The sequence below is a fragment of the Sphingomonas sp. BL-S-28 genome, assembly GCF_055521515.1.
Genome location: NZ_CM145484.1, coordinates 48,077 through 73,635 on the forward strand (window position 1 = coordinate 48,077; position 25,559 = coordinate 73,635).

Here is a 25,559-nt window from a genome sequence, read left to right on the forward strand (position 1 = left end):
CTTACCCATGCTTACCGAGATCAATTTCGACGGAATCGTCGGCCCCAGCCATAATTATGCGGGGCTCAGCCTTGGCAACCTCGCTTCCACGAGGAACTTCGGCAAGGTCTCGGCCCCGCGCGCCGCCGCTCTGCAAGGGCTGGCCAAGATGCGCGCCAATCTGGAACGCGGGCTGGTGCAGGGCTTTTTCCTGCCCCAGCGCCGGCCGGATACCGACTGGTTGGGTCAGCTGGGCATGACGCTGGAGAACGCCGACCCGCGCCTGCGCGCCAATGCGATGTCGGCAAGCTCGATGTGGGCGGCCAACGCCGCCACCGTCTCCCCTGCGCCGGATACGGCGGACGGGCGCTGCCACCTGACCGTCGCCAATCTGGTGACGATGCCGCACCGCAGTCACGAATGGCGCGAGGCGCTGGCGCAATTGCGCATCGCTTTCGCCGATCCCGCGCATTTCGTGGTCCACGGACCGGTGCCGCCGCCGTTCGGAGACGAAGGCGCCGCCAACCACATGCGCCTCTGCGCCAGCCATGATGCGCCGGGCGTCGAGGTCTTCGTCTACGGCCACACCGGCGGCGGCGAGCCGATCGGCCCCTACCCCGCGCGCCAGCACCGCGAGGCGAGCGCCGCCGTCGCGCGCCTCCACGGCCTCGATCCGGAACGCACAATCCTGGTCCAGCAGTCGGAAGAAGCGATCGCCGCCGGCGCCTTCCACAACGACGTCGTCGCCGTCGCCAACGAACGCATCCTGTTCACGCACGAGAACGCCTTCACCCAGCGCGAGCAGTTCTACGCCGATCTGCGCGCCAAGCTGCCGGAGATCGAGATCGTTGAGATCCCGGCCAGCGAAGTCAGCCTGTTCGATGCGATCCAGTCCTACCTGTTCAATGCCCAGCTGGTCACGCTGCCTTCGGGCGAGGCGGCGCTGATCCTGCCGACCGAAGCGCAGGAATCGCCCACCGTCTGGCGCTGGCTGGAAAAGCTGGTTTCCGGCAACGGCCCGATCCGCCACTTGTTCATCCACGACTTGCGCGAATCGATGGCCAACGGCGGCGGCCCCGCCTGCCTGCGCCTGCGCGTGGTGGCCGACCCGGCGACCGTCGATCCACGCTTCCTGGCCACGGCCGACAAGCTGGACCGTATCGAGGCGCTGGTGAACCGCCTCTGGCCGGACCGGATCGCGGTGGAAGACCTTGCCGAACCGGCGATCTGGAAGCAGTGCCTTGCCGCACGCTCCGCACTTTGCGCGGAGCTGGGGCTGGAAGAACTGGACCGCGAGCGGTTCTAACCGGTTCGATCCGCGCTCCGATCTTCCGTCAAACTCCCGTCGCCCCCGCGAAAGCGGGGGTCCCGCTTCCTTCCCGCCACGGTTCAAATTAGCGGGATCCCCGCCTTCGCGGGGATGACGAAAAGGCTATGGCAGCGAAAAGCCCACTTTCCGCAATCCTGGTTTCGTGTTTTGCAATGGTTCCGCAGCAACCAGCCTTCATATTGGAGTCATGGCTACATCGATGCTGACTGCTGCGCCGCGCGTGCTTCCCGACCCGATCCGCGCCGCGATCTTCGACATGGACGGGACTCTGCTGGACACCGAGGCTGCGCACCAACGCGCTTTCGTGGAAACCGGCCATGCCATGGGCGTGCCCCTACCGGGCGATTTGCTCAACGCTATGGTCGGCGTGCACCGCGGCGGCAGCCGCGTGCTGGTGGCCGACCGCATGGGCGCGGACTTCCCGCTCGACCGCTTTTTCGAGGCAAGCGACGTGCTGTTCGAAGCCATGGTCGATGCCGGCATCGCGCTGCGCCCCGGCGCCGAAGTGATCCTGGAGCACTTCACCAAGGCCGGCATTCCACTCGCCATCGCCACCTCCACCGAAGCGCCTTACGCGGCGCAGCGGCTGGAGAAGGCCGGGCTGCTGCACTACTTCGACGTGGTGGTGACACGCAGCGACGTCACCCACGCCAAGCCGCACCCGGAGCCCTACCTGCTGGCCGCCAGCCGTCTGGGTGTCGATCCCGCGCACTGCGTGGCGGTGGAGGACAGCCCCGCCGGCGTGCGCGCCTCGTCCTCGGCCGGGATCGCCACCGTGCTGGTGCCGGACCTGCTGCCGCCGACCGAGGAAATGATTCTCGCCAGCGCCGAAGTGCTGCCGAGCCTGCACGCGCTGCGCGATCTGCTGCTGGCGCCTACCGAGGCGGGGTAAGTTTCAGGCAGGACGCTGGCCCAGCCTGAGGCCCAACTCCTCAACCAAACTCATCGTCGCCCCCGCGAAGGCGGGGGCCCCGCTACCTTCTCGCCACGCTCGCAAAGATAAGCGGGATCCCCGCCTACGCGGGGATGACGAGGTTTGATGGGTTGGATGGGATCTGCAATGGGCTAGCCCGCCCCTGCGCCTACTGATCCAGCCACCACCGCATCAGCACATGCGCGATCGCATGGGCGGGCGGCGCACCGAATGCCTTGCCGCTCTCGTTCCGGCCGATAGCCTCCAGCGCATCGGCCACTTCCTCGCGGGTGAACCAGCGGGCATCCTCAAGCTCGGTAATGTCGATGGTAATCCCATCGCTTTCCGCCACCGCGTAGCAGCCGATCATCAGTGAGGACGGGAACGGCCAGGGCTGGCTGGCGACATAGCGCACATCGCGCACCCGCACGCCGGCTTCCTCGAAAATCTCGCGGGCGACGGCTTCTTCCACCGTCTCGCCCGGCTCCACGAAGCCCGCCAGCGTCGAATAGCGCCCCTCTGGAAAGCGCGGCTGACGGCCCAGCAGCGCACGGCCCTCATGCTCGACCAGCATGATCGTCACCGGATCGACGCGCGGGAAGTGTTCGGTGCGGCATTCCGGATTGGTGCAAGACCGCTGCCAGCCGCCCTTGGCCAGCACGGTGCCCGATCCGCAGGTGGAGCAGAACCGATGGCGGCAATGCCAGCTGACCAGACTGCGCGCGGTGCCATAGGCGGCCAGTTCGTAAGGCGGCAGGACCGCCATGGTCAGCCAGTTGACCGGGGTGGCATGCGGCCCGCCCGGCGGCGTGACGGCGGGCACTTCGGCAAAGCAGGCGACCTCTCCATCGAGGCCGAGGAAGATCAGTTCGCTGTCCGGCGCGGCCCGATCAAGCCCGTCCCACAGCAGCGCGCCGCTCCCCGCCAGCACCGCGTCCAGCCCATCCAGCCGCAGCAGCCGCGCGTTCGGCCCCTGCAAGGCGGCGAGCGCTTCGGGATCGTTGCGCACATGATCGGCGCGGTCGAGATGGGCGCCTGAGAAGGCAATTGGCAGAATCAAGCGGGCTTCTCCAACAGGGCCATGACATCGGCCTTCAATGCAGTCTGGAACTCGGGCAGCAGCGGCATCGCGTCGCTGGGCATGAACTGGACGAACAGTTGCGAGCGGATGGCGTGGTTCATGTCGACCATGCCCACCGTCCCTGCCGCGCCGGACCAGCCGAAGATGCCAGCCTCCGCGCCCAGCCCAATGCGGCCTCCGGCGCCGAAGGCCGCAGGGCCACCAATCATATGCGATCGGTCCACCCCATCGGGCAGCAGGTTCGACGTCCCCACCGCCACCGCCCGCTGCGACAAAACACGCCGCCCGTCGATCACACCGCCTTGCGCCAACAGACGCAGAAAGCGGTCGTAATCGCGCGGCGTACTGACAAGGCCGGAGCCGCCAAAAGGAAAGGCCGGAGGATCGAGATAGACCGAGCTTTCCGGCGGATCGATCGGCACCAGCACACCGCCCAGCGCGCCGTAATTGGTCGTCAGCCGCCGTGCCTGCGCACGCGGCACGGTGAACACGGTGCTCGCCATGCCCGCCGGGCCGAACAGCGCTTCGGCCAGATAGGCATCAAAACTCTTGCCGGTGACGACCTCGATCACCCGGCCCATCACGTCCAGCCCCATCGAATAGGACCAGCGCGTGCCGGGATCGGCCACCAGCGGCAGCGCCGCCAGCCGGTCGGCAAAATGGTCGAGGCCGTGGACGGTCGGGCCATAAGTCAGTCCCGGTACCTCGATCCGGCTGATGCGGCCGGGCACCAGCCCCTGCCGGACATAGGCGTCATGGATCGGCCCGGTCTGGACGATGGAATAGCCGATGCCTGATGTATGCGTGACCAGATGGCGCATCGTGATCGGGCGCGGCGCGGGATGCACGCGGTCCAGCGCCCCGTCGTAGCGGTCCTGCACCTGCATCGTGCGCCATGCGGGCAGGATGTCGGCCAGCGGCTGGTCGAGCGAAAGGCGCCCTTCCTCCACCAGTTGCATCGCCATCAATCCGGTAATCGGCTTGGTCATCGAATAGATGCGGAACAGACTGTCCGGCCCCATCGGCGTGCCGTCATCGAAACCCTGCGCGCCGCGCGCCACGAAGCTGGCCCCTCGCCCTGCCATGCCGACCGAGGCGACCATGCCGGGAAACTTGCCGATGCCAACCCAGCGCTCGACCAGGGCCGAGACTTTGGGCAGTGCGGCAGGCTGCTCCACCGCCCATGCCAGTCGCGGCATCAAGGCCGCCCCCAGCCCCGCCGCCGCGCCCAGCCTCAGGGCCATGCGGCGATCGATCAGGGCGGAAAGGCTCACGCAGTCTCCACCAGCGCGAGGCGGGCGGCCTTGGCGAACAGCGTCGGCAGACCGGCCTCATCGATCCGGTCAAGCGGCCACCATTCGCCCTCACCCGGCGGATCGCCCGCCAACCTGCCGATATGCACCTGAAGCGAGAGTTCCAGCGCGAAGTGGGTGAAGACGTGGCCGACCCGTCCCGCGCTCTCCCAGGGCCCATCGATCGGTCCCTTGCCGCTGCCGTCGCTGCGGGCGATCCAGCCGTCATCGGGCAGCGCGCGCATCCCGCCGAGCATCCCCTTCTCCGGACGGCGGACCAGCCAGACATGCTCATCCCGCTCGATCCAGAACGCCCGCCCCTGCCGGGTCGGTTTGGCCTTCTTCGCTGCCTTGACCGGCAGCCGCTCCGGCTCGCCCTGCGCCCGCGCCTTGCAGGGACCGGCCAGTGGGCAGAGCAGGCAGCGCGGCGCGCGCGACGTGCAGACGGTAGCGCCAAGGTCCATCATGGCCTGCGCGAAGTCGCCCGCACGCGCATCCGGCGTGATCGTATCGGCCAGCGCGCGGATCGCCGGGCGCGATCCGGGTAGCGGCTCATCCAAAGCGAAAAGGCGGGAAACGACGCGCTCGACATTGGCGTCCACCACCACCGCGCGCCGCCCGAAGGCGATGGCGGCAACGGCGGCGGCGGTATAGGCGCCCAGACCCGGCAGCGCGCGCAATTCGTCTTCGGTATCGGGAAACACCCCGCCCCGCTCCGCCACAGCGCGGGCGCAAGCCAGCAGGTTGCGGGCGCGGGCGTAATAGCCGAGCCCCGCCCATGCCGCCATCACCTCCTCATCGGGCGCCGCCGCAAGGTCGGTCACTTGCGGCCAGCGCGCGGTGAACTTGGCGAAGTAGTCCTTCACCGCCGCCACCGTGGTCTGCTGCAGCATCACTTCGGACAGCCACACCCGGTAAGGCTCCGGCGCGGGCGTTCCCGGCGCCGCGCGCCACGGCAGCGTGCGCGCATGGCGGTCATACCAGCCCAGAAGCAGTTCGGAGATCGTATCGCGGCTGGCGTCCATGCCAGCCCTATGGCATTGGAGCGCCGACAATGGAACGGGATCGCCCAAAGAACAGCGGCAAGAACGCCGCAAAGACGCCGAAGCGTTTCGAACGTGCTCGCGGCGGACAGGCGCGCATGATTGCCGACCTCATGCCCGAAGTGGGCCGCACTGCATTCCGCCGTTTCGGCTTCGTGCAATCGAGCGTGGTGACGCGCTGGCCGGAGATCGTCGGCGCCCGCCACGCCCGCGTCTGCTCGCCCGAATCGATCCGCTTTCCTCCGGGCGAGAAGTGCGACGGCATCCTGCAGCTGGTCGTCGCCCCCGCGCATGCACCGATGATCCAGCATGTCGTGCCCGAGATCATCGAGCGGGTGAACCGCTTCTTCGGCTACAAGGCTGTGGCCAAAGCGAAAATCCGGCAAGGCGAGGTTAAGGCGCCACCTGCTGCAAGGCCGCAGACCGCGCCGCCCAGTGTGAAGCCGGTGCCGTTCGAACTGGGCGAATCGCTGCGCGATGTGGGCGATCCGGAGCTTCGCGCGGTGCTGGAATCGCTGGCGCGCAGCCTTGCCGCCAGGGACGAACAGGACAAACAGGGGAAATGATGATGTTTTCGAAGTCGCATGTCGCGAAATTCGGCGTGCTGGCAGCCGCCGCCCTGCTCGTCACCGGCGCCGCACCCGCGCGCAAGCCGGCTGCGAAGGCCCCTGCACAGAAGGCGGCTCCGGGTAACTGGGGCTCGCTGGTCACGATCACCGCGGACGGCAGCCATATGCTGGGTAACCCCAAGGCGGCCACGCAGGTCACCGAATTCGTCAGCTATACCTGCCCGCACTGCGCCCATTTCACCAAGGAATCCGACGCCCCGCTGCGCCAGACCATGGTAGCCAAGGGCCAGGTCGCGCTGACGATCACCAACCTGCTGCGCAACCCGATCGACCTGACCATCGCCATGCTGACGACTTGCGGCGATCCCAAGCGCTTCGTCGTGCGCCACAACGCCTTCCTCGCCATGCAGGACATCTGGATGGCGAAGCTGAACACGCTGGGTGAAGACCGCCAGAAGCGCTGGTATGAAGGCGATATCCAGGCCCGCATGCGCCTGATCGCGGCGGACTTCGACTTCTATTCGATGGTCGCGCCCTGGGGCGTCAGCCACGCGCAGGCCGACCAGTGCATCAACGACAAGGCCGCCTTCGCCAAGCTGGAACAGCAGCAGAAGACGGTGCAGGCCGTCGGCGCCAACAGCACCCCCAGCTTCGTGCTGGATGGCAAGCTGCTGGACGCGCACGACTGGGCCGGCCTGTCGCAGGCGCTGACCGACAAGCAGGCCGCCCAGCGCAAGGGTTCGATCTAGGAGTCTGTTTGAAAATTCGCTGAAGGCGAATTTTGCGGCACCGGCCCTCTCCCCCACCCGACCACCCAACAGGGTACACTTCGTGGGTGGCCGGGTGGGGGAGAGGGCCGGTGCCGAACCAAAGCCCCCCGGAATCCTGTGGGAAAGCAGGCATTCCGGGCCTTCCACGCGCTTTGAACGCCAAAGCCGTTACGCTAACTTTCGCACTTCCATTCGAGGATTCGCATCGATGACCCGTCCCGCTTTTCGCAAGATCGTTCTCGGCCTCGCCATCGCCCCGCTCGCGCTGGGCCTTGTCGCCTGCGGCAAGAAGGCGGCGACCGACGGTTCGACGTCCGCCCCCGTTTCCAGCGAGGCACTGGCCAAGGTTCCCGCCCCAGCCGGCAAGACCTGGTCGGACGTCGTCGAGAAGACTCCCGAAGGCGGCTTCCGCATCGGCAATCCCGAAGCGCCGATCAAGCTGGTGGAATATGGCGCGCTGTCGTGCTCGCACTGCGCCAAGTTCGCCACCGACGGCTTTGGCACGCTGCGCGATACCTACGTCAACAGCGGCCGCGTGAGCTACGAAATCCGTTTCTTCATGCTCAACGCCTATGACTTCCCGGCCACCCTGCTGGCCACATGCAGCACGACCGAGGCAGCCCTGCCGCTGGCCGAGCAGTTCTGGGCCTGGCAGCCCAACATGTTCGAAAAGCTGCAGGCGGCCGACAAGTCGCGCCTGGAAGCGATCCAGAGCATGCCCAAGGAACAGCAGCTTCCCGCCATTGCCGAAGTCAGCGGCATGACCGAATTCTTCGCCTCTCGTGGCATCTCGCGCGATCAGGCCAGCGCCTGCCTGCGCGACACCGCGCGCGCCAAGGCCCTGGCCGACCAGACCGAAACGGCGACCAAGGATTTCAACATCACCGGCACGCCCACCTTCCTCATCAACGGCAACAACGTCGGTTCGATGGAGTTCAAGGAACTGGAAGCGAAGCTGCAGGAAGCCGGCGCGCGCTGATGCGCCGCCGGTCCTTCATCTGACCTGAATCGATGCGCATCAAGCGGCTCAAGCTCAGTGGATTCAAGAGCTTCGTAGAGCCTGCCGAACTGCGCATCGAACCGGGGCTGACGGGCGTCGTCGGCCCCAACGGCTGCGGCAAGTCCAACCTTCTCGAAGCGATCCGCTGGGTCATGGGCGAAAGCTCGGCCAAGTCGATGCGCGGCGGCGGGATGGAAGACGTGATCTTCGCGGGCACCGCCAGCCGCCCGCCCCGCGCCTTTGCCGAAGTGGTGCTCCACGCCGAAACCGCCGCCGATGCGACCGGCATGCGGGAGGAACTGGAAGTCGTTCGCCGGATCGAGCGCGGCGCCGGCAGCGCGTACCGCGTCAACGGCCGCGACGTGCGCGCCAAGGACGTGGCGCTGATCTTCGCCGATGCCGCCACCGGCGCGCATAGCCCGGCGCTCGTCTCGCAGGGCCGCATCGCCGCCGTCATCGCCGCCAAGCCCGCCGAACGCCGCGCCATGCTGGAAGAGGCGGCGGGCATCGCCGGCCTCCACGTCCGCCGCAAGGACGCCGAAACCAAGCTGCGCGCCACCGAGGCCAATCTGGCCCGGCTGGAAGACCTGATGGCGGGGCTGGACAAGCAGGTCCTCGCGCTGCGCCGTCAGGCCAAAGCGGCGGAGCGCTACAAGGGGCTGACCGACCAGATCCGCCTTGCCGAAGCGCGCGTGGTCTTCGCCCGCTGGCGCGATGCCGCTGCTGCTGCCGAAGCGGCGCGCAAGGAAGCGCAGGCCGCCGAACTGCGAGTGACCGCCGCGCAGGACCTCGCCGCCGAAGCGCAGAAGCGACAGGCGGCGGCAGCCGAAGCGCTGATTCTCGCCCGTGACGAATTGGCCGACCGGCGCGACGATGCCAGCGCGCAGAGCCACCGCATGGCGACGCTGACCAGTCAGTTGGAAGCCGCCGAGCAGCGCCTGAAAGACCTCGACCGCCAGAAGCTCCGGCTGGAGGAAGATCGCGGCGATGCCGACCGGCTGACGCGCGACGCTGCCGAGGCGCTGGAGCGGCTGGAAAAGGAACTGGCCGAAGGCAAGCGCAAGCTGGAAGAGGACGAGGCTGCCCGCCCCCGCCTTGCCAATGCGCTGGAAGGGGCGGAGCGCGCCTCCCGCGCCGCCGAACTCGATCTGGCGCAGGCCACCGCCGCACAGGCCGGGGTCGAGGCCGAATGGCGGATCGCCGAAGCCGAACTGGCGCAGGCCCGCGCACGGTCGGACCGGCTTGCGGCCGAAGCGGCCCGGCTGGCCGCGCAAGTCGAGGCTCTGGCGCAAGCTGGTGACCTTGATGCTGCCGTGGCCGAGGCGCGTTCGCGGGCCGAAGCTGCCAGTGCGGCATTGGTTGCCGCCCGCGAAGGGCTGGAGGCGCAGCAGGCGCGCAAGGGCGAGCTTCAGGCGGAGCGTGACACCGCCGCCTCCGCTCTGGCCGCCGCCCGCGCCGATCTTACCGGGATCGAGCGCGAACATGCAGCGCTGCTCAAGGATCGCGAGGCCCGCGCCAAGGGTGCCAAGGCCGCGCATGGCCTGCCCGTCGCCATCGACGCGGTGAAAGTCGCGCCCGGTTACGAACGCGCGCTGGCCGCCGTGCTGGGCCGCGATGCCCGCGCGCCGCTGGGTGAAGTCGCGAAGGCCGATGGCAGGTTCTGGACCGGTGCCGAGGCCCCCGCTGCGGTCAAGGACAGCCTTGCCGCGCATGTTACCCTCTGCCCACCGGAACTTACCGCTCGCCTTGCGCTGGTGCATGTCGCCGACGAAGACGATGCGCGCGTGTTGGGGCCCGGCGAGTGGCTGGTCACACGCAGCGGCGTGCTGCGCCGCTGGGATGGCTTCATCGCGCGCGGCGAAGGCGCTGCCGAAGCGGCGCGACTGGAGGCAGAGAACCGCTTCGCGCAGCTCGATGCCCAATTGCCGCCGCTGCGCGCGGCGGTTTCCTCCGCCGAGGCGCGGCAGACCGAAGTGCAGCAGCAGCTTGCCGCGCTCTCCACTGCCGTAGTCGCCGCCGAACGGGCCATCGCCGATGCCGCCACGACCGAGCGCACCGCTCTACGCAGCGTCGATCAGGCCGAGGACGCCCGCCAGCGCCACGCCGCCCGCCGCGCCGAAATCGCCCGTGCCGAGGAAGAGCTGGCAGACCAGCGCAAGGCGGCCGAACAGGATGTTGCCACTGCCGAGGCCAAGCGCGCCGCCCTGCCTCACCCGGAAACCGGCCGCGCCGCACTCGATTCTGCCAAGCTGAAGAACGACACCGCCCGCACCGCGCACCAGTCTGCCATCGCCGCCTTGGCCGCGCACGATCAAGGCCTTGCCGTCGCGCGCGAGCGTACCGCTTCGCAGGCGGGCGACATGAAGAGCTGGCAGGCCCGCGCCGGCGACGCTGCCAACCGCCTCGCCCAGATGGGCGGACGGCTGGAGGAGATCGAGAGCGAACGCGCGGTGATCACCGCCAAGCCCGCCTCGCTGATGAACCAGATCGAACAGGGCGAGGCGATCCGCAACCGCTTGGCCGAGGAACTGGCGAAGGCGGACGCCGCCGTCGCCACCCTCACCGAAACCGCGCGCAAGGCCGATACGGCGCTCTCCGCCGCGCAGGAAACGCTGGCCTCCGCCCGCGAATACCGCGCCGGTGCCGCTGCCCGTGCCGAGAACGAGGACGCCCGCCGCGTGGAGACTACGCGCGTTTCGGGCGAACGTTTCCAGTGCCCGCCGCCAGTGCTGGCCGAGCGCTTCGACTTCGCCCCCGCCGATGTCGGCCATGCCGAAAACGAAGGCTCCGGCATGGACCGTCTCGTTGCCGAGCGGGAGCGGATCGGCCCGGTCAACCTGCTCGCCGCCGACGAACTGGCCGAGGCGGAGGAGCGCCTTGGCGTCAGCGTCACCGAAAAGGCCGAACTGACCGAAGCGGTCAGCCGGTTGCGCGGCTCCATCGGCAACCTCAACCGTGAGGGCCGCGAACGCCTGCGCGCCGCGTTCGAGGCGGTCGACGGCCACTTCCGCCGTCTGTTCACCCGGCTGTTCCAGGGCGGTCAGGCCCATCTGGCACTGGTCGATTCGGACGATCCGCTGGAGGCCGGCCTCGAAATCTTCGCCCAGCCGCCGGGCAAGCGGCTCCAGTCGCTGACGCTGCTGTCGGGCGGCGAACAGGCGCTGACCGCCGTGGCGCTGATCTTCGGCCTGTTCCTCACCAACCCCGCGCCGATCTGCGTGCTCGACGAAGTCGATGCGCCATTGGACGACGCCAATATCGAACGCTTCTGCGACCTCTTGGAAGCGATGACCAAGGAAACCGACACGCGCTACCTCGTCGTCACCCACAATGCGGTGACGATGAGCCGCATGCATCGCCTGTTCGGCGTGACCATGGTCGAGAAGGGCGTCTCCCGCCTCGTCAGCGTGGACCTTGTCGGCGCCGAGGAACTGCTGGCGGCGGAATAGCGATATTCGGCGAGCGATCAGGGATAAGCCCTGACTTCCCAAACCTCGTCATCCCCGCAAAGGCGGGGATCCCGCTTGTTCTTGCAGCGGGGAGAGAAGGAAGCGGGGCCCCCGCCTTCGCGGGGGGTGACGGAGTGATTGTTGTGTCGCTCCGTTAAACCGGCTTACTTCAGCACAAATCTCGGCCCCGGGCCCAGCGCGCCTGCCTCGTCATCGCGGTTGTAAAGACGGCACTTGGCGAGGCTGAGGCAGCCGCAGCCGATGCATTCGTCCAGCTTGCGGCGGGTCAGTTCCAACAGCGCGATCTTGGTGTCGATCGCCTCGCGCATCGACAGGCTGATGCGCTCCCAGTCCTCCATCGTCGGCGTGCGACCTTGTGGCAGCGACGAGAGTTCGCGCTCGATCTCGGCAAGGCCAAGGCCGAGTTTCTGCGCGATCAGCACGAAGCTGACCCGGCGAATGTCGGAGCGCAGGAAGCGCCGCTGGTTGCCGCTCGACCGCAGCGCGGTGAGCAGGCCCTTCTCCTCATAGAACCGGATGGCCGACACCGCGACGCCGGTCCGCCGGGCCAGATAGCCGATGGAAATGAAGCGATCTTCGACCATCCGCCTCTTCTGCCGCTTTTTCCGTTTGACCTCAAGTTAACTTGAGGTTGCATGAAGGCCAAGCCGGCGATTCGACCGGTGGGAAAAGCAGGAGACATTCCGATGGCCCAGGGCCGCCTCGAACATGCCAACATCACCGTCAGCGATATCGACCGTTCCTCCGCGTTGTTGCAGGACTTGCTCGGCTGGCACGAACGCTGGCGCGGTCCCGCGATCAATGGCGGCGAGACGATCCATGTCGGCGGGGATTTCAGCTACATCGCGGTCTACACCGACCGGAAAGAACACGAGCGTTTCGCAAAGGGCACGCCGCTCAACCATATCGGGCTGGTGGTGGACGATCTGGATGAGGCCGAACGCCGCGTGGTCGCGGCGGGGCTCGTGCCGTTCAACCACGGGGATTACGAGCCGGGTCGCCGGTTCTACTTCTTCGATTGGGACGGGATCGAGTTCGAACTGGTGAGTTACAACTGAAATCGGCGCCGGGGTCAGATGATCCCGGCGTTTCCGACGACCCAACAGGCCAGCGCCATCACCAGGCCAAGATCGCGGTTGGAGCGAAAGCGGGCCAAAGCATTATCGCCGTCCTTGGTATCCAGCGTGATGACCTGAAACGCCAGATGCAGCGCCACCGGCACCAGCCCGACCATCGCCACCCAGTCGTGGCGCAGCATCCAGAACGCCAGCGCCCAGAACGCCACGGCTATCGCGTAGAACCCGGCCACGCCGCCGCGCACATGGGTGCCCATGCGCAAGGCCGAGGAGCGGATGCCGACCAGCGCGTCATCCTCGCGGTCCTGAATGGCGTAGATCGTGTCGTAGCCGATGCACCAGGCGATCGAGCCCAGATAAAGCGCCGCCAGCACTTCCAGATGATCGCTGCGGATCTCCACCCAGCCGACCAGCGCGCCCCAGGTGAACACCATGCCCAGCCACGCCTGCGGCCACCAGGTGATCCGCTTCATGAAGGGATAGGCCGCCACCAGAGCGACGCTGCCTAGTGCGACCAGTTGTGCCATGGGGCGAAGCTGGAACAGCACCACCAGCCCGACGAGGCAGAGCGCCAACAGCCAGATCCACGCCGCCTTGGGGCTGACCATACCACTGGCGATCGGCCGCTGGGCCGTGCGCGCCACCTTGCGGTCCAGATCGGCGTCGACGATGTCGTTATAGACGCAGCCCGCGCCGCGCATCGCGATGGAGCCCGCCAGCAGCCACAGGATCAGGCCCCAGCGTGCCTCTCCGCCCGCCAGCAGCACGCCCCAGGCACAAGGCCAGAACAGCAGCCACCAGCCGATCGGGCGATCGAACCGCGCCAGCATCGCAAAGGCGCGCGGCAATGGCGGAAGGGCGGAAACGAGGCCGCGATGTTCGGTATCAGGGACGAGTAGAGAGTCGCTCACGGCGGCCGGGGTAATGCAAACGCCCCGCGCTGTCATGTAAGAACGTGACAATTGCCCATGGCGCGGCGTTGCTTCCGGCGTGTGATCGCGCAACAAAGGCGCCTCGTCGCTTCCGCATCACATTCAGGGGAACCAAACGAAAATGAGAAAATCGAGGGTCGCTTTCTCCGCCGTGCTTTCCGCCAGTGCACTGATTCTGGCTGCCGCGCCGGCGCTCGCCGCCGATGGCGCGCCGGTTACGCCGGCCGGCAAGGAAGCGCTCGATATCCTGAAGGAAGCGATCGAGACGCCCACCGTCGCCGGGCGCGGGCAAGTGCCCAAGCTGGCCGCCAGCCTGAAGGCGCGCCTTGTCGCGGCGGGCTTTGCCGATGGGGACGTGACTTTCACGCCGCTGGGCGAAACCGGATACCTCACCGCACGCTATCCGGGCCGCGACCGCAAGGCCAAGCCGCTGGTCGTCATCGCCCATATGGACGTGGTGGAGGCCAAACCGTCCGACTGGGAGCGCGATCCTTTCAAGGCGGTGATCGAGAACGGTTACGTCTTCGGCCGCGGCGCGCGGGACAACAAGGGCGACCTGTCGATGATCGTGGCCGCCGTGATGGAACTGAAGCGCGCCGGCTGGGTGCCCGCGCGCGACATCGTCATCGGCTTCTCGGGCGACGAGGAAACGCAGATGGCCACCACCAGGGCCATGGCCGAAGCCCTCTCCAATGCCGCGCTGGTGCTCAACGGCGATTCCGGCGGCGGCGAACTGGACACCGGCGGCAAGCCCTTCGTCTACTCGATCCAGGCGGGCGAGAAGACATATGCGGACTACACGCTGTCGCTCACCGATCCCGGCGGCCATTCCAGCCGCCCCGGCGCGACCAACCCGATCGCGGCGATGGGCGAGGCGGCCGACAAGGTCTGGACCCACAAGTTCCCCGTGCAGCTCAGCCCACTGACCAAGGCTTATCTCGAAGGATCGGCCAAAGTCGCGCCCGCCGACGTGGCACCCGCGATGCGCGCTTTCGCCGCCAATCCGAACGATGCCGCTGCCGCCGCGACGCTTTCCGCCAAGCGTGAATATGTCGGCGTGATCCGCACGACCTGCGTGCCGACGATGATCAAGGGCGGCCATGCCCCGAACGCCCTGCCGCAATCGGTGGAAGCCAATGTGAACTGCCGCATCTTCCCCGGCACAACGCGGGCATCAGTGCAGGCAACGCTGGCCGAAGTGGTCGGCAACCCGGCGATCAAGATCGCCTTCAAGGACAACGGCACGCTGGAATCCATCGAATCGCCGCTGCGGCCCGACGTGCTGGCGGCGGTCGAAAAGGCCGTTCACAAACGCGCGCCGGGCCTCGCGATCGTGCCGGGCATGAGCGCGGGCGCCACCGATTCGATGCATTTCCGTGCCAAGGGCATTCCCGCTTTCGGCGTTTCTGCCAGCTTCATGCGTGCCGAAGATAGCTTTTCCCACGGTTTGAACGAGCGCCTGCCGCTCGCCACGCTTGATCCGGGCGTGAAGCAGTGGGAATCGCTGCTCAAGTCATTATCCAAGTAAGCTGGCCAAATAGGAGCTGAGTACAAGATGGGTGCCACCCCCGCCTGGCCGCCACGTTCGGCGCCGCGCCTTTTCGTGACCGGGCCGCTTGCGCAAGGGCAGTCCGTCACGATCGACGGCGGGCAGGCGCACTATCTTGCCAAAGTCATGCGCGTCGCCCCCGGCGACGCCGTGATCCTCTGCGACGACGAGACCGGCGAATGGGCCGGCGAAGTGACCTCGGCCGGCAAGCGCGACGTCGTGTTGGAACTACGCCAGCGCCTGCGCGAGCGGGAGGCGGTGCCGGACTTCTGGCTCTGCGCCGCGCTGCTCAAGAAGCCGAACTTCGATCTGGTGCTGGAAAAGGCCACCGAGCTGGGCGTGGCGAAAATCCAGCCGATGATCACTCGCCGCTGCGTTGCCGACAAGCTCAATGCCGAGCGTGCGGCCACCATCGTCACCGAAGCGGCCGAGCAATGCGCCCGCACCGCACTGCCGCAAGTGGCCGATCCGGTGAAACTGGAAGCTCTGCTGCGCGATTGGCCCGAAGGTCGCGCGCTGTTCTTCGCGGACGAGACCGGCGGGGAGCCTGCCGCTGCGCAGTTCGCCGCGCATTCGGGCCCGGCGGCACTGCTGGTGGGGCCGGAGGGCGGCTTCGACGAAGAGGAACGCGCGCTGATCCGCGCGCATCCGATGGCACGCGCGATCACGCTGGGGCCGCGTATCCTGCGCGGAGAGACGGCGAGTATTGGCGCAACCGCGCTGTGGATGGCGGTTTCGGGGGATTGGTGAGGGCTCGCCTCCGTTCACTCCTCCCTCAACACCATACCTCGTCATCCCCGCGAAAGCGGGGATCCCGCTTGTTCTTGAGGCGTAGCGCGAAGACAGCGGGGCCCCCGCCTTCGCCGGGGCGACGGAGTGAATTGCTCAAGTCCCCACCGTTAGGCCGGAAGCATCAACCGCTCGGATCACGCTAAAAACGCCCGAAAACCTTGCCTCTCGAACAAAAGAAACCGAGCGGTACAAAAAGTTCTAGCGTCCGGCCCGAAGGCACTCTACCTCCGCGCCCATGAGCACCCGTGAGGTTTCGGATCGCGAAGATCCGGTGATCGAAAGCCTGGATCAACTCGCCGCGCCGATGGCTGCGGGCGAAAAGCCGCGCGAAGCGTGGCGCATAGGCACCGAGCACGAGAAATTCGTCTACGACACCACCGACCACCATGCCCCGTCCTATGACGAGCAAGGCGGCATCCGCGATCTGCTGAACGCGCTGACCCAGTTTGGGTGGGAGCCGATTATCGAGGGCGACAACGTCATCGCCCTGAAGGGCCTTGACGGCAACGTCAGTCTGGAACCGGCGGGCCAGCTGGAACTTTCCGGCGCGCCGCTGGAAAACCTGCACCAGACTTGCGCCGAAACCGGCCGCCACCTCGCGCAAGTGAAGACCATCGGCGATCACATCGGCAAGGCCTACCTCGGCCTTGGCATGTGGCCGGACAAGACCCGCGCCGAACTGCCGATCATGCCCAAGGGCCGTTACGAGATCATGCTGCGGCACATGCCGCGCGTGGGCACGATGGGCCTCGACATGATGCTGCGGACCTGCACCATCCAGGTCAACCTCGACTATTCGAGCGAGGCGGACATGGTGAAGAAGTTCCGCACCTCGCTGGCGCTGCAACCGCTGGCCACGGCGCTGTTCGCGAACTCGCCCTTCACCGAGGGCAAGCCCAACGGCTACCTCTCGTACCGCAGCCACATCTGGTCGGACACCGATCCCGCACGCACCGGCATGCTGCCCTTCGTGTTCGAGGACGGCTTCGGCTACGAGCGCTATGTCGACTACATGCTCGACGTGCCGATGTATTTCGTGTTCCGCGACGGCAAGTATATCGATGCCGCCGGCCTGTCCTTCCGCGACTTCCTGAAGGGTGAGCTTTCGGTGCTCCCCGGCGAAAAGCCGCGTCTGTCGGACTGGCAGGACCACCTTTCCACCGCCTTCCCCGAAGTGCGCCTGAAGTCCTTCCTCGAAATGCGCGGCGCCGACGGCGGTCCGTGGGGCCGCATCTGCGCCCTGCCCGCATTCTGGGTGGGCCTGCTCTACGACCAGACCGCGCTCGACGCCGCATGGGATCTGGTCAAGGACTGGGACATGGAAGGCCGCGAGGAACTGCGCAATTCCGTGCCCAAGCTGGCGCTCGACGCCCCGCTTCCGGGCGGTGGTACGCTACGCGACATTGCCGGCGAAGTGCTCAATATCTCGCGCTCGGGTCTGGCTGCGCGCGCGCGCCTCAATGCGGGCGGCGACAACGAGACCGGCTATCTGGAACCGCTGGCCGAAATCGTCGCATCCGGCAAAGTCCCGGCGCAGCGCCTGCTCGACCTCTACAACGGCGAGTGGGGCGGCGATCTTTCGAAGATCTACGCGCTCAAGAGCTTCTGAAGGTTTGAAGGGAAAAGCAGGGGAGCCCCTCGGCGAAGCTCGGGATAAACGTCGCCCCCCTGCACCCCCAATACCGTCCCCGTAGCGCCCAGCCCTATCGGTTACACGCCCATGGCTGCGTCGGAAGACTTACTGGCCGCGCAGCAAGGAGCGCAGGACGGATAGGCAAGGCACGACGAAGACGCTTTGAGGGTCTGGGGGATCATCCCCCAAGACTCTGCGAAATTCTCGCTATTTAGAAAACGCTCATTATTGGTCGCCTGCAACAACACGGCCACACTGATTTATCCGAAAGTAGAGCTGTTTTTTCGGATCATTGCCGTATGTTACTCGAACAATGTCGACCCATTTGTTCAATAATACAGTTTTGAAACGTACGGCATCTTCCGGCGAACTCCGCTCGTTAACAACTTCACAGCAATTTTTTGGGTCGATATCGCGAATTTCGTCCGGAAAATCGGATCGTGAACGCACGTACTCGGCGACATTACGCAAAATTTCGCCCTCAGAAACACGGTGGAGCGGAGAAGGGCATATATATACGCGGCCATAAAACGCTATTGCAGTCAATATTAGATATGAAACTGCAATCACACATATGACAATGACAATTACACCCTTTCGCGTCCAAGCAATTTTGCTCAATGCCAAAACGATTTCCTTCCGACTTCGCTCTGGAAGAACGATTTAAAAACCGCAATTGCCCGCATCAAAGATCTCCCAACAGAAGGAGATCAGCTCTCTTTCATACTTATTCCGCCGCCTGCGGCTCCCGCGCGCCCGGCCGCAGCCTTTCGCCCAGCTTCGTCAGCGTTCGCGTGATCAGCGCGTTCTCCGCCATCCATGCGTGATAGGCGCGGTACTTGGCGTCCTCCGCCAGCAGATGCGCTTCCTCGGTCCGCGCGCGCCAGTAGTAGATCGCGCTCACCACGCCCAGCAGCACGGTGTTGCGCTCCATATCGGTCAGCGCGTGGTTGGAAACGAGGAACGGCAGCGTCGAGCACCACCAGAACAGGTTCTTCGACAGATAGGCCGGGTGCCGCGTGAAGCGGTAAGGGCCGTTCGTCAGCACGCCGCGATAGGTGAGGTTGGAGAATCGCAGGCCGAAGGCGAAAGTTGCCCAGGCATAGATCGCCGTCAGCGTGACCAGCAGTGCCGCCCAGAGCCACAGGAGGGCCGTGTGGCCCTGCAGCCAGTAGGCCCAGCCCGGCGTGTTCACTTCGTAGCCCAGCACGTCCGCACGGCCCATCGTGCCCCAGACGAAGGGCGGATAGCACATCAGCGCTGCCACCCAGCCCGCCAGCAAGGGATTGCCGCTGCGGATATGCGCGTCGAGCGGGCGGAAGGTGAAGATGTAGCCGACCGTGCCGATCTGCACGTCGATCAGGAACAGCAGCGCGATCAGCGTCAGGCCCAGTCGGACGGGATCGTGGATCAAGCTGCCGAAATCGGCGTTGACGATCTGCGCGAACCCGCCCGGCAGGATGGAGATCATGAAGGCGCCGAAGAAGGCCTTGATCGCCCAGGCCCGACCATGGCGCTTCACCTGATCGATCTCCCAAGCCTCGCGCCCGATCAGCATGGCGCCGAAGTGCCAAGCGGCATCGCGCGGCTCGACCAGATGGCGGTCCAGCCAGAACACGTAGGGGATCGAGAGCACCAGCAGCGGCACGGCTGCCGCGCCGATCACTTCCATCGCGAAGAGGTACTGCCCGTCCCAATACCAGCGACCGATGCAGTAGTAGCCCGCGATCAGCGCCCATGTGGCCCAGAGCCCGGCCAGCTTGGTGATGGAAATGTCCAGCGTTTCGGCAAAGGGCCGCGCGCGGGTCCAGTCGATGCCGGTCGACGGCCGCCGATGCACTTTGTCCACCAGCAGCGCGTAAAGGCTCATGGCAAGGCCCGTGAGGAACAGCGTGGCGACGGCGGCGTAAGGCCCGCTCATCGGCGCGTGGGGGCCCGGCAGCGCGAAAGTATCGGCAATCGCAGCCCAATTGCGGCACACCAGCAGCCAGCCGAGCAGCGCCGCCAGCCCGGTCAGGCCCACGCCTGCCGAAACGTCGCTTGCTGGTCTGGAAGGGCTGCCGGTCATCGCAGGAGGCCTAGCGGCAAATGGTTAAACGGCCGCAAAGGAAAGGCCGCCGGCATCGTGGAAGATACCGGCGGCCCATTGTCCTTTTCACTCGCTGTCCGCGCGATCAGCGGAAGGCGCTGATCTGGCCCGAATCGTCGAGGATATAGAGCGTCTGGTTGGCGACCACCGGTGCCAGCGAGATCGGATCCTTCAGCTCCTGGAACTTGGTATAGGCGCCGGTACCCGGATCGATCGTGCCGATTTCGCCGCGCGAATTGCCGATCCACAGCTTGTTGCCGGCCAGCACCGGGCCCACCCAGAAGATCGGTCCCTTGCGCTTCTTCGCGTTCTGGTAGCGCGTAAGCTGGGTCAGCCAGCGCACTTTGCCGCTGGTGCGGGCAATGGCCAGCACTTCGGCATGATCGTCCAGCGTGAAGATCCAGTCGCCCACGATCGCCGGGGTCGAGATGCCGGCAAGGTTGAGTTCCCAGATACGCTGGCCGGTGACCAGTTCGTAGGCTGCCATGCGGCCGCCCTGGCCCAGCGCATAGACGCGGCCACGATCGATGATCGGGTCGGCATCAAGGTCGGTGATGCTGCCCACTTCGGTGGAGATCGAAGTGCGGGCCAGCGCGTCAGACCACAGCTGGCGGCCGTTCTCGTAACGGTAGGCAACCAGCTCGCCCGAGGCATAGCCCGCGATCACGGTGCCCTGCCCGGCCGCCGGCGTCGCCACGCCGAACACGCCCGACTGGGTGAGCGAGGCCGATTCGTTCCACAGGACTTCGCCATCGGCCGCGTTGAGCGCGATGATCTGGTTGTCCTGCGTCATCACATAGACGGCGTTGAAGCTGACCGTGGGCGATCCGCGCAGCGGGCCGCCGGGCTTCTTGGTCCAGACCTGGGTGCCGTCGTTGGCGTTGAGCACGGCCACTTCGCCAAGGCCGGTGGTGACGTAGAGCTTGCCCGAATCGAAGCTGACGCCGCCGCCGAAGATGGCCTTGGTATTGTCACCCGAAACCGCGAAATTCTTGGTCCAGAGTTGGCTGCCCTTCTCGGCATCGAAGGCGTGCACCACGCCGTCGGTGTCCATCACGAAGAGCTTGCCGTCGCCGATCACCGGCGAGGCGGCCAGACGCTGGCGCGTGGTGGAACCGGCGATCTGCGCGGTCCAGACGCGCTGCGGGTTTTCCGCCAGCGCCAGGTGGCCATAGGACTTGCCGGCATTGCCGCCGCCCTGTGCCCATTCGGCATTGGCAGTGGCGGGCGGCAGGATCACCGACACGGCTTCCAGCGCGGGGTCGACCTTGGCGCCGGCTTCGATGCGCGAAAGGATCGGCACGCGTTCGCCCACGGTCGGCGTCTTCGGGCCCTTGCTGCCGGACTTGCAGCCGGAAAGGCCCGCCACCAGCGCCAGCGCGATCAGCGAGGCAACGCGAACCTGCCGGCCCCGCGCAGCACGCGGTTTCGAATCGGCAGCGGTCATGCGCATGTTTTCAATCGACATCGTCATTCTCCGGCAGGCGCGGCAGCGGCGGGAGCCGCCGGCAGTGCGCTCGGCTGGCCGTTCTGGCCCATGCCCAGCGGTTCGCCGCGCTCGTCGACGATATCGTCAACGGCATCGACGCCCAGCGCGGCGGCCAGCTGGCGCGCGCGGCTGCGCAGACCGTCTTCGACCGTTTCGTCCTTCGCGATGGCGGCGAAGAGCGGACCGGCCTGATCGGTCTTGTTCATCTTGAGGTAGGCCATACCCACCAGTTCGCCGGCAGGGCCGAACCACGGGTTGCCGGGCGCGGCATAGGGCTTCAGCTTGGCCACCACGTCTTCGGGCTTCATCGCCTCGAAGTTGGCGGCCGTGCCGCGGATCATCGCCAGATCGCGCATCGGCTGCGGCGCCTTGGCGTCGTTGGCGACGGCATCGTAAAGCTTCAGCGCATCGGCGAGCTTGTTCTGCTGCAGGGCAATGCCCGCCAGCAGCAGCCTGGCCGACGTGGCGCTGCCGTCCGAACCGCTGTCGGCAATCGCGTTCAGCTTTTCCTTGGCGCTGTCGAAATTCTGCGCCTTCAGCGCGTCGATCGCCTGGGTGAACGCCTCGGAATTGGCGGCGCGCGCCTCTTCCTGTCGGTGCTGCCAGAACAGGAAGCCGCCGAACGCGGCAAGGCCCAGCAAAACCACCGCCAGCAGCGGCAGACCAAAGCGCTTGAAGAAGCCTTCAACCTGATCGTGACGCAGCGCATCGTCGACTTCGCGCAGGAATACATCCTGCTGCGCGGCGAGTCGCTGGGCAGACACGGTATTGGAGGTCGAACTATCGGAAGGAGGCAGGGCCAATTTGCGGGCGCTTTCTGCGGATGTCTGAATGGTTGCCGGGCTGTTTAGCGAATGGTGGCGGCTTTTCAACGATGATCTGGCGTGGACCGCAAGGGGTGAAGCCCGGCTGAACGGTGCTTTGCCCCAGAATAATACGCTGGGGCGTAACACTAACGAGGCACCGTCAGGTCAGTTCCTCCGCTCCCACTGCTTGCCCGTAGACCGTGCGATAGGCGGAAATCATTGCTGCCTCGTCGTATTCGGCCTGCGCCTTCGCACGATTGGCCGCGCCGACGCGGGCACGAAGCGCGGGCGCATCGGCCAGCGTGGCCAGCGCGGTAGCCAGAGTGTCGACCAGAGCTTCGGCCAGAGCGTCGACCGGCGCGGCATCGTCCTCCGCCGGGACGATGAAGGGCGCATTCTCCCCCGCGACCATGTCGGCAACGTCGCCCACGGCCGGCGCGGCCACCGGCAGCCCCGCCGCCATCGCCTCCACCACCGAGATCGGGAACTGCTCGCTCTTCGAAGAGAGCGCGAACAGATCGAACAGGCCGACCGCGCGCGAGGGATCGGCGACGAAGCCCGGCAGATGCACGCGGTGGCCCACGCCCAGACGCTCCGCCTCGGCCATGATGGCGCCGCGTTCGGGGCCCTCGCCCAGGATCACCAGCTTCCACGGCTCCGGCAGGCCGGCAAAGGCGCGCACCAGCCGGGGCAGGTCCTTGACCGGGCGCAGCCCCGCCAGCGTGCCCACCCAGCGGTCCCCCTCCTGCTTGACGACGCCCGGCAGCACATCGGGCCGGGGCTTGTCGATGAAGGCGCCGCAATCGATGCCGTTGGGAATGAAGCGCAGGCGTTCGGGCGGCTGATGCCATGCCTGCCGCGCGATCGCCTCAAGCCGGCGGCTCGGCACGACCAGCGCTGCCGCCCCCGCCAGCGCCATGCGGCGGAACAGGTTGCGCGATGGCTTCAGGCCATGGGCCTCATCCTCGTTGAAGCCGTCCTCATGGTGGACCAGAGGCGGCAATTGCAGCAGTCCGGCATAGAGGCGATGCGCCAGCACCGCGTCCATCGCCCCCCAGTTGTAGGTGAGCACAAGGTCGTAGCCCTGCATGGCCTGCGCGATACGCCATAGCCGCGCCGGCGTCGGGCGGCCCTGCAGGCTGGGAAAGTCGTCCGGAAAGCCCACGTCCAGCGCGGGATCGAGCACCACCGCCGCCCCCAGCGCACCGGGCTGGGCGGAAACCACGTCATGCCCGATGCCCCGCCCGAAGACGTTCATCAGCCGCACCGCGCGCAGTTCCTTGCCGCCCGCGGCGAAGCTGGAATGAAGGTGCAGGATGCGCATGGCTCGATGGGTCAGCTTGCCCGCGCCAGCACCGCCTCGATCGCGGTGATCGCTTCGGGCTCATCCAGCGTCGGCGCATGGCCGACATCGGCCACCGTCAGCGCTTCGGCACTGGGCACGCGGCGCAGCATCTTTTCCAGCGTCGGCGCCGAGAGCAAGTCCGACAGTTCGCCGCGCAGCACCAGCACGGGCAGGTCCGCCAGCGCTTCCCAGGCCGGCCAGAGATCGGGCTGAGTGTCGACGTCATAGGCGTCCAGCGGCTGGGCGATCTTCATGTCGTAATCGAACACCATGCGGCCATTGCCGGAAAGCGTCATCAGCCGCTTGGCCATGCCGATCCAGAAATCCAGCGTGTGGCCGGGATAGGCATCGCCCTGCGTATCCTCGATCCCGCGCGCGGCATGGACCCAAGTGGGGAAGCTGCGGCCCTGACCGACGTAATCCTTGATCCGCTCCATCCCCACGGGTTCAAGATAGGGGCCCACGTCGTTGATCACGGCGGCGGCCAGACGATCCGGAATCATCGTGGCCAGGCCCATGATCATCAGCCCGCCCAGCGAAGTGCCGATGGCGGCGAAGCGGTCGATCCCCTCCTGCTCCAGCAGGGCCATCAGATCCTCGCCATATTGCACTGGATTGTAGCTGGCGGCATCGCGCGCATATTCGCTGTCGCCCCGGCCGCGCATGTCCGGGCAGATCACCCGGCGCTGCTGGGCAAGGCGGGGGGCCAGCCGCTCGAAATCGCGGGCATTGCGCGTCAGCCCCGGAAGACAGATCACCGGAGGACCGTCCTGAACGCCTTCGGGCCCGGCATAATCGCGGAAATGCAGCTTCAATCCATCGCGGCTCGACCAGAACCGATCTTCAAAACCCGTCATCTGTGAAGCCTGCGACCTCCTGCACCCACCTTGATCGACGGGCCATCCATCGCCACTATCGCCCGATGCGAAGCGAACCGCAAGCAAGTGCCTACCGCCCTGCCCCCCGTATCGAGGCTATTTCCGACTGGATCGCGAGCCCGGTGGATGCGGCCCAATTCCCCAAACATATCCTGCGTTTCCGCAATGACAGGTGGGCCCGCGCGGTCGGTCTGGACGACCTGGACGATGCGCAATGGATCGCCCATTTCGGACGTTTCGAACCGCTGCCGGGCAACCTGCCCCGGCCGCTGGCGCTGCGCTACCACGGCCACCAGTTCCGCGTGTACAACCCCAATATCGGCGATGGGCGCGGCTTCCTGTTCGCGCAGATGCTGGACGGCGAAGGCCGGGTGCTGGACCTTGGCACCAAGGGTTCGGGCCAGACGCCCTACAGCCGCGACGGTGACGGCCGGCTGACGCTGAAAGGCGCGGTGCGCGAGATTCTCGCCACCGAAATGCTGGAGGCTCTGGGGGTCAACACCAGCAAGACATTCTCGGTGGTGGAGACGGGAGAATCGCTGTGGCGGGGGGACGAGCCTTCGCCCACGCGTTCGGCGGCCTTGGTGCGTCTCAGTCACGGCCATGTGCGGATAGGCAGCTTTCAGCGCCTGTTGGCGATGGACGATGCGGAGCACATGGCGGCGCTGGTCGACTATTGCCTTGCCACTTTCCCCGGCCCGCTGCCGCCGGAGGATGTGCCCGGCCGCGATGAGCCGGCGGTGATCCTGCTGCATCAGGTGGTGGAGCGGATGGCCGATACCGCGGCCAGCTGGATGGTCGCCGGCTTCGTTCACGGCGTGCTCAACAGCGACAATATCAACGTCTCGGGCGAGAGTTTCGATTACGGCCCCTGGCGCTGGCTGCCGAGCTGGGAACCCGGCTTTACCGCCGCCTATTTCGACCATGCCGGCCTCTATGCCTTCGGCCGCCAGCCCGAGGCGGTGCTGTGGGACTGCGGGCAACTGGCCGTGGCGCTGCGCCTGCTGGCCGAAACCGAGCCTCTGGTGGCCGCGCTCGACCGCTTTGCGCCGCTCTACCAGCAGGCGATGTATCGCCGTTCCTGCTGGCGGCTCGGCGTCGAGCAGCAGGACGACGCGGCCGACCTTGCGCTGATCCAGGCGGCGGAGAAGGCCATGGTCGCCAGCGGCGAGGCGCCGGAGACGTTCTATTTCCGCCATCGCGCCGGTCGCAATGCGGGTGACGATGCCTTTGGAGAGCTGCTGAAGGCCCGCCGCCCAGGCTCCGATACGGATGCATCTATCTGGCACGAACCGGCACCGCCGGGGGTTCTGATCGACGAGGTGGAGCGCATCTGGTCCGCCATCGACGAGAATGACGATTGGACCCCGCTTCACGAAAAGGTTGCCGCGATCCGCGAATTGGGCCGCCAACTGGGCCCGGCGCCGGTGCCGGCGGGGCACATTCGTTAGGCTCTCATTAGGGATAAGCGTGCATAGCTCTGTCTCGCTTTGATCTACCCGCAACGGACAGACCCCGTCATG

At 66.6% G+C, this 25,559-nt stretch carries 21 protein-coding genes; 11 read left to right on the forward strand and 10 right to left on the reverse strand.

Annotated features, from left to right (window positions below; translation table 11 throughout):
- Window positions 1-7 precede the first annotated feature (7 nt).
- Both ACZ1JC_RS08955 and ACZ1JC_RS08960 read left to right on the forward strand, forming a co-directional pair.
- Window positions 8-1,285, forward strand: coding sequence for an N-succinylarginine dihydrolase (locus ACZ1JC_RS08955; protein WP_465137191.1), 1,278 nt, complete (start codon window positions 8-10; stop codon window positions 1,283-1,285).
- Window positions 1,286-1,496: 211 nt separating this feature from the next.
- Window positions 1,497-2,201 (forward strand): HAD family hydrolase, encoded by a 705-nt coding sequence (locus ACZ1JC_RS08960; RefSeq protein ID WP_465137190.1) that lies wholly within the window; start codon window positions 1,497-1,499, stop codon window positions 2,199-2,201.
- Between the two features lie 190 nt (window positions 2,202-2,391).
- Here ACZ1JC_RS08960 and nudC read toward each other — a convergent pair whose 3' ends face one another.
- The 3 genes from nudC to mutY are packed head-to-tail and all read right to left on the reverse strand — an operon-like array spanning window position 2,392 to window position 5,620.
- On the reverse strand, window positions 2,392-3,282 hold the full coding sequence (gene nudC / locus ACZ1JC_RS08965) for an NAD(+) diphosphatase (RefSeq protein WP_465137189.1): 891 nt from the start codon (window positions 3,280-3,282) through the stop codon (window positions 2,392-2,394).
- Window positions 3,279-4,547 (reverse strand): serine hydrolase domain-containing protein, encoded by a 1,269-nt coding sequence (locus tag ACZ1JC_RS08970; protein WP_465138644.1) that lies wholly within the window; start codon window positions 4,545-4,547, stop codon window positions 3,279-3,281. The genes nudC and ACZ1JC_RS08970 overlap by 4 nt, the downstream gene beginning before the upstream one ends.
- 26 nt (window positions 4,548-4,573) lie before the next feature.
- A complete protein-coding gene (gene mutY / locus ACZ1JC_RS08975) occupies window positions 4,574-5,620 on the reverse strand; it encodes an A/G-specific adenine glycosylase (RefSeq protein ID WP_465137188.1) in 1,047 nt (348 codons plus the stop codon).
- 29 nt (window positions 5,621-5,649) lie between these two features.
- Between mutY and ACZ1JC_RS08980 the strand changes: the two genes are divergently transcribed.
- From ACZ1JC_RS08980 to smc, 4 genes are all read left to right on the forward strand, one after another.
- Window positions 5,650-6,204 carry a DUF721 domain-containing protein gene (locus ACZ1JC_RS08980; RefSeq protein ID WP_465137187.1) on the forward strand — a complete coding sequence of 185 codons (555 nt, stop codon included), beginning with the start codon at window positions 5,650-5,652 and terminating at the stop codon, window positions 6,202-6,204.
- The gene (locus tag ACZ1JC_RS08985; RefSeq protein WP_465137186.1) at window positions 6,201-6,956 is read left to right on the forward strand and encodes a thioredoxin domain-containing protein; all 756 of its coding nucleotides are present in this window, start codon (window positions 6,201-6,203) and stop codon (window positions 6,954-6,956) included. The genes ACZ1JC_RS08980 and ACZ1JC_RS08985 overlap by 4 nt, the downstream gene beginning before the upstream one ends.
- Before the next feature lie 229 nt (window positions 6,957-7,185).
- Complete coding sequence (locus ACZ1JC_RS08990) at window positions 7,186-7,956, forward strand: thioredoxin domain-containing protein (protein WP_465137185.1); 771 nt, start codon at window positions 7,186-7,188, stop codon at window positions 7,954-7,956.
- A 32-nt stretch (window positions 7,957-7,988) separates the two neighbouring features.
- Complete coding sequence (gene smc, locus ACZ1JC_RS08995; protein WP_465137184.1) at window positions 7,989-11,426, forward strand: chromosome segregation protein SMC; 3,438 nt, start codon at window positions 7,989-7,991, stop codon at window positions 11,424-11,426.
- A gap of 164 nt (window positions 11,427-11,590) precedes the next feature.
- Here the strand turns inward: smc and soxR are convergent, their stop codons facing one another.
- Window positions 11,591-12,031 (reverse strand): redox-sensitive transcriptional activator SoxR, encoded by a 441-nt coding sequence (gene soxR / locus ACZ1JC_RS09000; RefSeq protein ID WP_132390452.1) that lies wholly within the window; start codon window positions 12,029-12,031, stop codon window positions 11,591-11,593.
- A 102-nt stretch (window positions 12,032-12,133) separates the two neighbouring features.
- Between soxR and ACZ1JC_RS09005 the strand changes: the two genes are divergently transcribed.
- Window positions 12,134-12,505 carry a VOC family protein gene (locus tag ACZ1JC_RS09005; protein ID WP_465137183.1) on the forward strand — a complete coding sequence of 124 codons (372 nt, stop codon included), beginning with the start codon at window positions 12,134-12,136 and terminating at the stop codon, window positions 12,503-12,505.
- 14 nt (window positions 12,506-12,519) lie between these two features.
- On the opposite strand, the gene ubiA is transcribed toward ACZ1JC_RS09005, so the two are convergent.
- Complete coding sequence (gene ubiA, locus ACZ1JC_RS09010; RefSeq protein ID WP_465138643.1) at window positions 12,520-13,470, reverse strand: 4-hydroxybenzoate octaprenyltransferase; 951 nt, start codon at window positions 13,468-13,470, stop codon at window positions 12,520-12,522.
- A gap of 106 nt (window positions 13,471-13,576) precedes the next feature.
- Between ubiA and ACZ1JC_RS09015 the strand changes: the two genes are divergently transcribed.
- From ACZ1JC_RS09015 to ACZ1JC_RS09025, 3 genes are all read left to right on the forward strand, one after another.
- The gene (locus tag ACZ1JC_RS09015) at window positions 13,577-14,983 is read left to right on the forward strand and encodes a M20/M25/M40 family metallo-hydrolase (RefSeq protein WP_465137182.1); all 1,407 of its coding nucleotides are present in this window, start codon (window positions 13,577-13,579) and stop codon (window positions 14,981-14,983) included.
- 27 nt (window positions 14,984-15,010) lie between these two features.
- Window positions 15,011-15,754, forward strand: coding sequence for a 16S rRNA (uracil(1498)-N(3))-methyltransferase (locus ACZ1JC_RS09020; RefSeq protein WP_465137181.1), 744 nt, complete (start codon window positions 15,011-15,013; stop codon window positions 15,752-15,754).
- Between the two features lie 277 nt (window positions 15,755-16,031).
- Entirely contained in the window at window positions 16,032-17,405 is a 1,374-nt protein-coding gene (locus tag ACZ1JC_RS09025) for a glutamate--cysteine ligase (RefSeq protein ID WP_465137180.1), read from the forward strand.
- A 751-nt stretch (window positions 17,406-18,156) separates the two neighbouring features.
- On the opposite strand, the gene ACZ1JC_RS09030 is transcribed toward ACZ1JC_RS09025, so the two are convergent.
- The 5 genes from ACZ1JC_RS09030 to ACZ1JC_RS09050 all read right to left on the reverse strand — a co-directional run bounded on the left by ACZ1JC_RS09030 (window position 18,157) and on the right by ACZ1JC_RS09050 (window position 24,015).
- Window positions 18,157-19,497 carry a methyltransferase family protein gene (locus ACZ1JC_RS09030; protein ID WP_465137179.1) on the reverse strand — a complete coding sequence of 447 codons (1,341 nt, stop codon included), beginning with the start codon at window positions 19,495-19,497 and terminating at the stop codon, window positions 18,157-18,159.
- A gap of 106 nt (window positions 19,498-19,603) precedes the next feature.
- On the reverse strand, window positions 19,604-20,971 hold the full coding sequence (locus ACZ1JC_RS09035; protein WP_465138642.1) for an outer membrane protein assembly factor BamB family protein: 1,368 nt from the start codon (window positions 20,969-20,971) through the stop codon (window positions 19,604-19,606).
- 17 nt (window positions 20,972-20,988) lie between these two features.
- Complete coding sequence (locus ACZ1JC_RS09040; RefSeq protein WP_465137178.1) at window positions 20,989-21,810, reverse strand: tetratricopeptide repeat protein; 822 nt, start codon at window positions 21,808-21,810, stop codon at window positions 20,989-20,991.
- A 163-nt stretch (window positions 21,811-21,973) separates the two neighbouring features.
- A complete protein-coding gene (locus ACZ1JC_RS09045) occupies window positions 21,974-23,137 on the reverse strand; it encodes a glycosyltransferase (RefSeq protein WP_465137177.1) in 1,164 nt (387 codons plus the stop codon).
- An 11-nt stretch (window positions 23,138-23,148) separates the two neighbouring features.
- Window positions 23,149-24,015: an alpha/beta fold hydrolase gene (locus ACZ1JC_RS09050; RefSeq protein ID WP_465137176.1), complete on the reverse strand. Its 867-nt coding sequence runs from the start codon at window positions 24,013-24,015 to the stop codon at window positions 23,149-23,151.
- Between the two features lie 65 nt (window positions 24,016-24,080).
- On the opposite strand from ACZ1JC_RS09050, the gene ACZ1JC_RS09055 reads away from it, so the two are divergent.
- Window positions 24,081-25,487 carry a protein adenylyltransferase SelO family protein gene (locus tag ACZ1JC_RS09055; protein WP_465137175.1) on the forward strand — a complete coding sequence of 469 codons (1,407 nt, stop codon included), beginning with the start codon at window positions 24,081-24,083 and terminating at the stop codon, window positions 25,485-25,487.
- The last annotated feature ends 72 nt before the right edge of the window (window positions 25,488-25,559 follow it).

Bases quoted from the DNA above. Each gene is read 5' to 3' on its own strand.
- ACZ1JC_RS08955 (WP_465137191.1), top strand. From the start codon at position 8: ATGCTTACCGAGATCAATTTCGACGGAATCGTCGGCCCCAGCCATAAT.
- ACZ1JC_RS08960 (WP_465137190.1), top strand. From the start codon at position 1,497: ATGGCTACATCGATGCTGACTGCTGCGCCGCGCGTGCTTCCCGACCCG.
- ACZ1JC_RS08970 (WP_465138644.1), bottom strand. From the start codon at position 4,547: ATGGCCCTGAGGCTGGGCGCGGCGGCGGGGCTGGGGGCGGCCTTGATG.
- mutY (WP_465137188.1), bottom strand. From the start codon at position 5,620: ATGGACGCCAGCCGCGATACGATCTCCGAACTGCTTCTGGGCTGGTAT.
- ACZ1JC_RS08980 (WP_465137187.1), top strand. From the start codon at position 5,650: ATGGAACGGGATCGCCCAAAGAACAGCGGCAAGAACGCCGCAAAGACG.
- ACZ1JC_RS08985 (WP_465137186.1), top strand. From the start codon at position 6,201: ATGATGATGTTTTCGAAGTCGCATGTCGCGAAATTCGGCGTGCTGGCA.
- ACZ1JC_RS08990 (WP_465137185.1), top strand. From the start codon at position 7,186: ATGACCCGTCCCGCTTTTCGCAAGATCGTTCTCGGCCTCGCCATCGCC.
- smc (WP_465137184.1), top strand. From the start codon at position 7,989: ATGCGCATCAAGCGGCTCAAGCTCAGTGGATTCAAGAGCTTCGTAGAG.
- soxR (WP_132390452.1), bottom strand. From the start codon at position 12,031: ATGGTCGAAGATCGCTTCATTTCCATCGGCTATCTGGCCCGGCGGACC.
- ACZ1JC_RS09005 (WP_465137183.1), top strand. From the start codon at position 12,134: ATGGCCCAGGGCCGCCTCGAACATGCCAACATCACCGTCAGCGATATC.
- ubiA (WP_465138643.1), bottom strand. From the start codon at position 13,470: ATGACAGCGCGGGGCGTTTGCATTACCCCGGCCGCCGTGAGCGACTCT.
- ACZ1JC_RS09015 (WP_465137182.1), top strand. From the start codon at position 13,577: ATGAGAAAATCGAGGGTCGCTTTCTCCGCCGTGCTTTCCGCCAGTGCA.
- ACZ1JC_RS09020 (WP_465137181.1), top strand. From the start codon at position 15,011: ATGGGTGCCACCCCCGCCTGGCCGCCACGTTCGGCGCCGCGCCTTTTC.
- ACZ1JC_RS09025 (WP_465137180.1), top strand. From the start codon at position 16,032: ATGAGCACCCGTGAGGTTTCGGATCGCGAAGATCCGGTGATCGAAAGC.
- ACZ1JC_RS09030 (WP_465137179.1), bottom strand. From the start codon at position 19,497: ATGACCGGCAGCCCTTCCAGACCAGCAAGCGACGTTTCGGCAGGCGTG.
- ACZ1JC_RS09035 (WP_465138642.1), bottom strand. From the start codon at position 20,971: ATGCGCATGACCGCTGCCGATTCGAAACCGCGTGCTGCGCGGGGCCGG.
- ACZ1JC_RS09045 (WP_465137177.1), bottom strand. From the start codon at position 23,137: ATGCGCATCCTGCACCTTCATTCCAGCTTCGCCGCGGGCGGCAAGGAA.
- ACZ1JC_RS09050 (WP_465137176.1), bottom strand. From the start codon at position 24,015: ATGACGGGTTTTGAAGATCGGTTCTGGTCGAGCCGCGATGGATTGAAG.
- ACZ1JC_RS09055 (WP_465137175.1), top strand. From the start codon at position 24,081: ATGCGAAGCGAACCGCAAGCAAGTGCCTACCGCCCTGCCCCCCGTATC.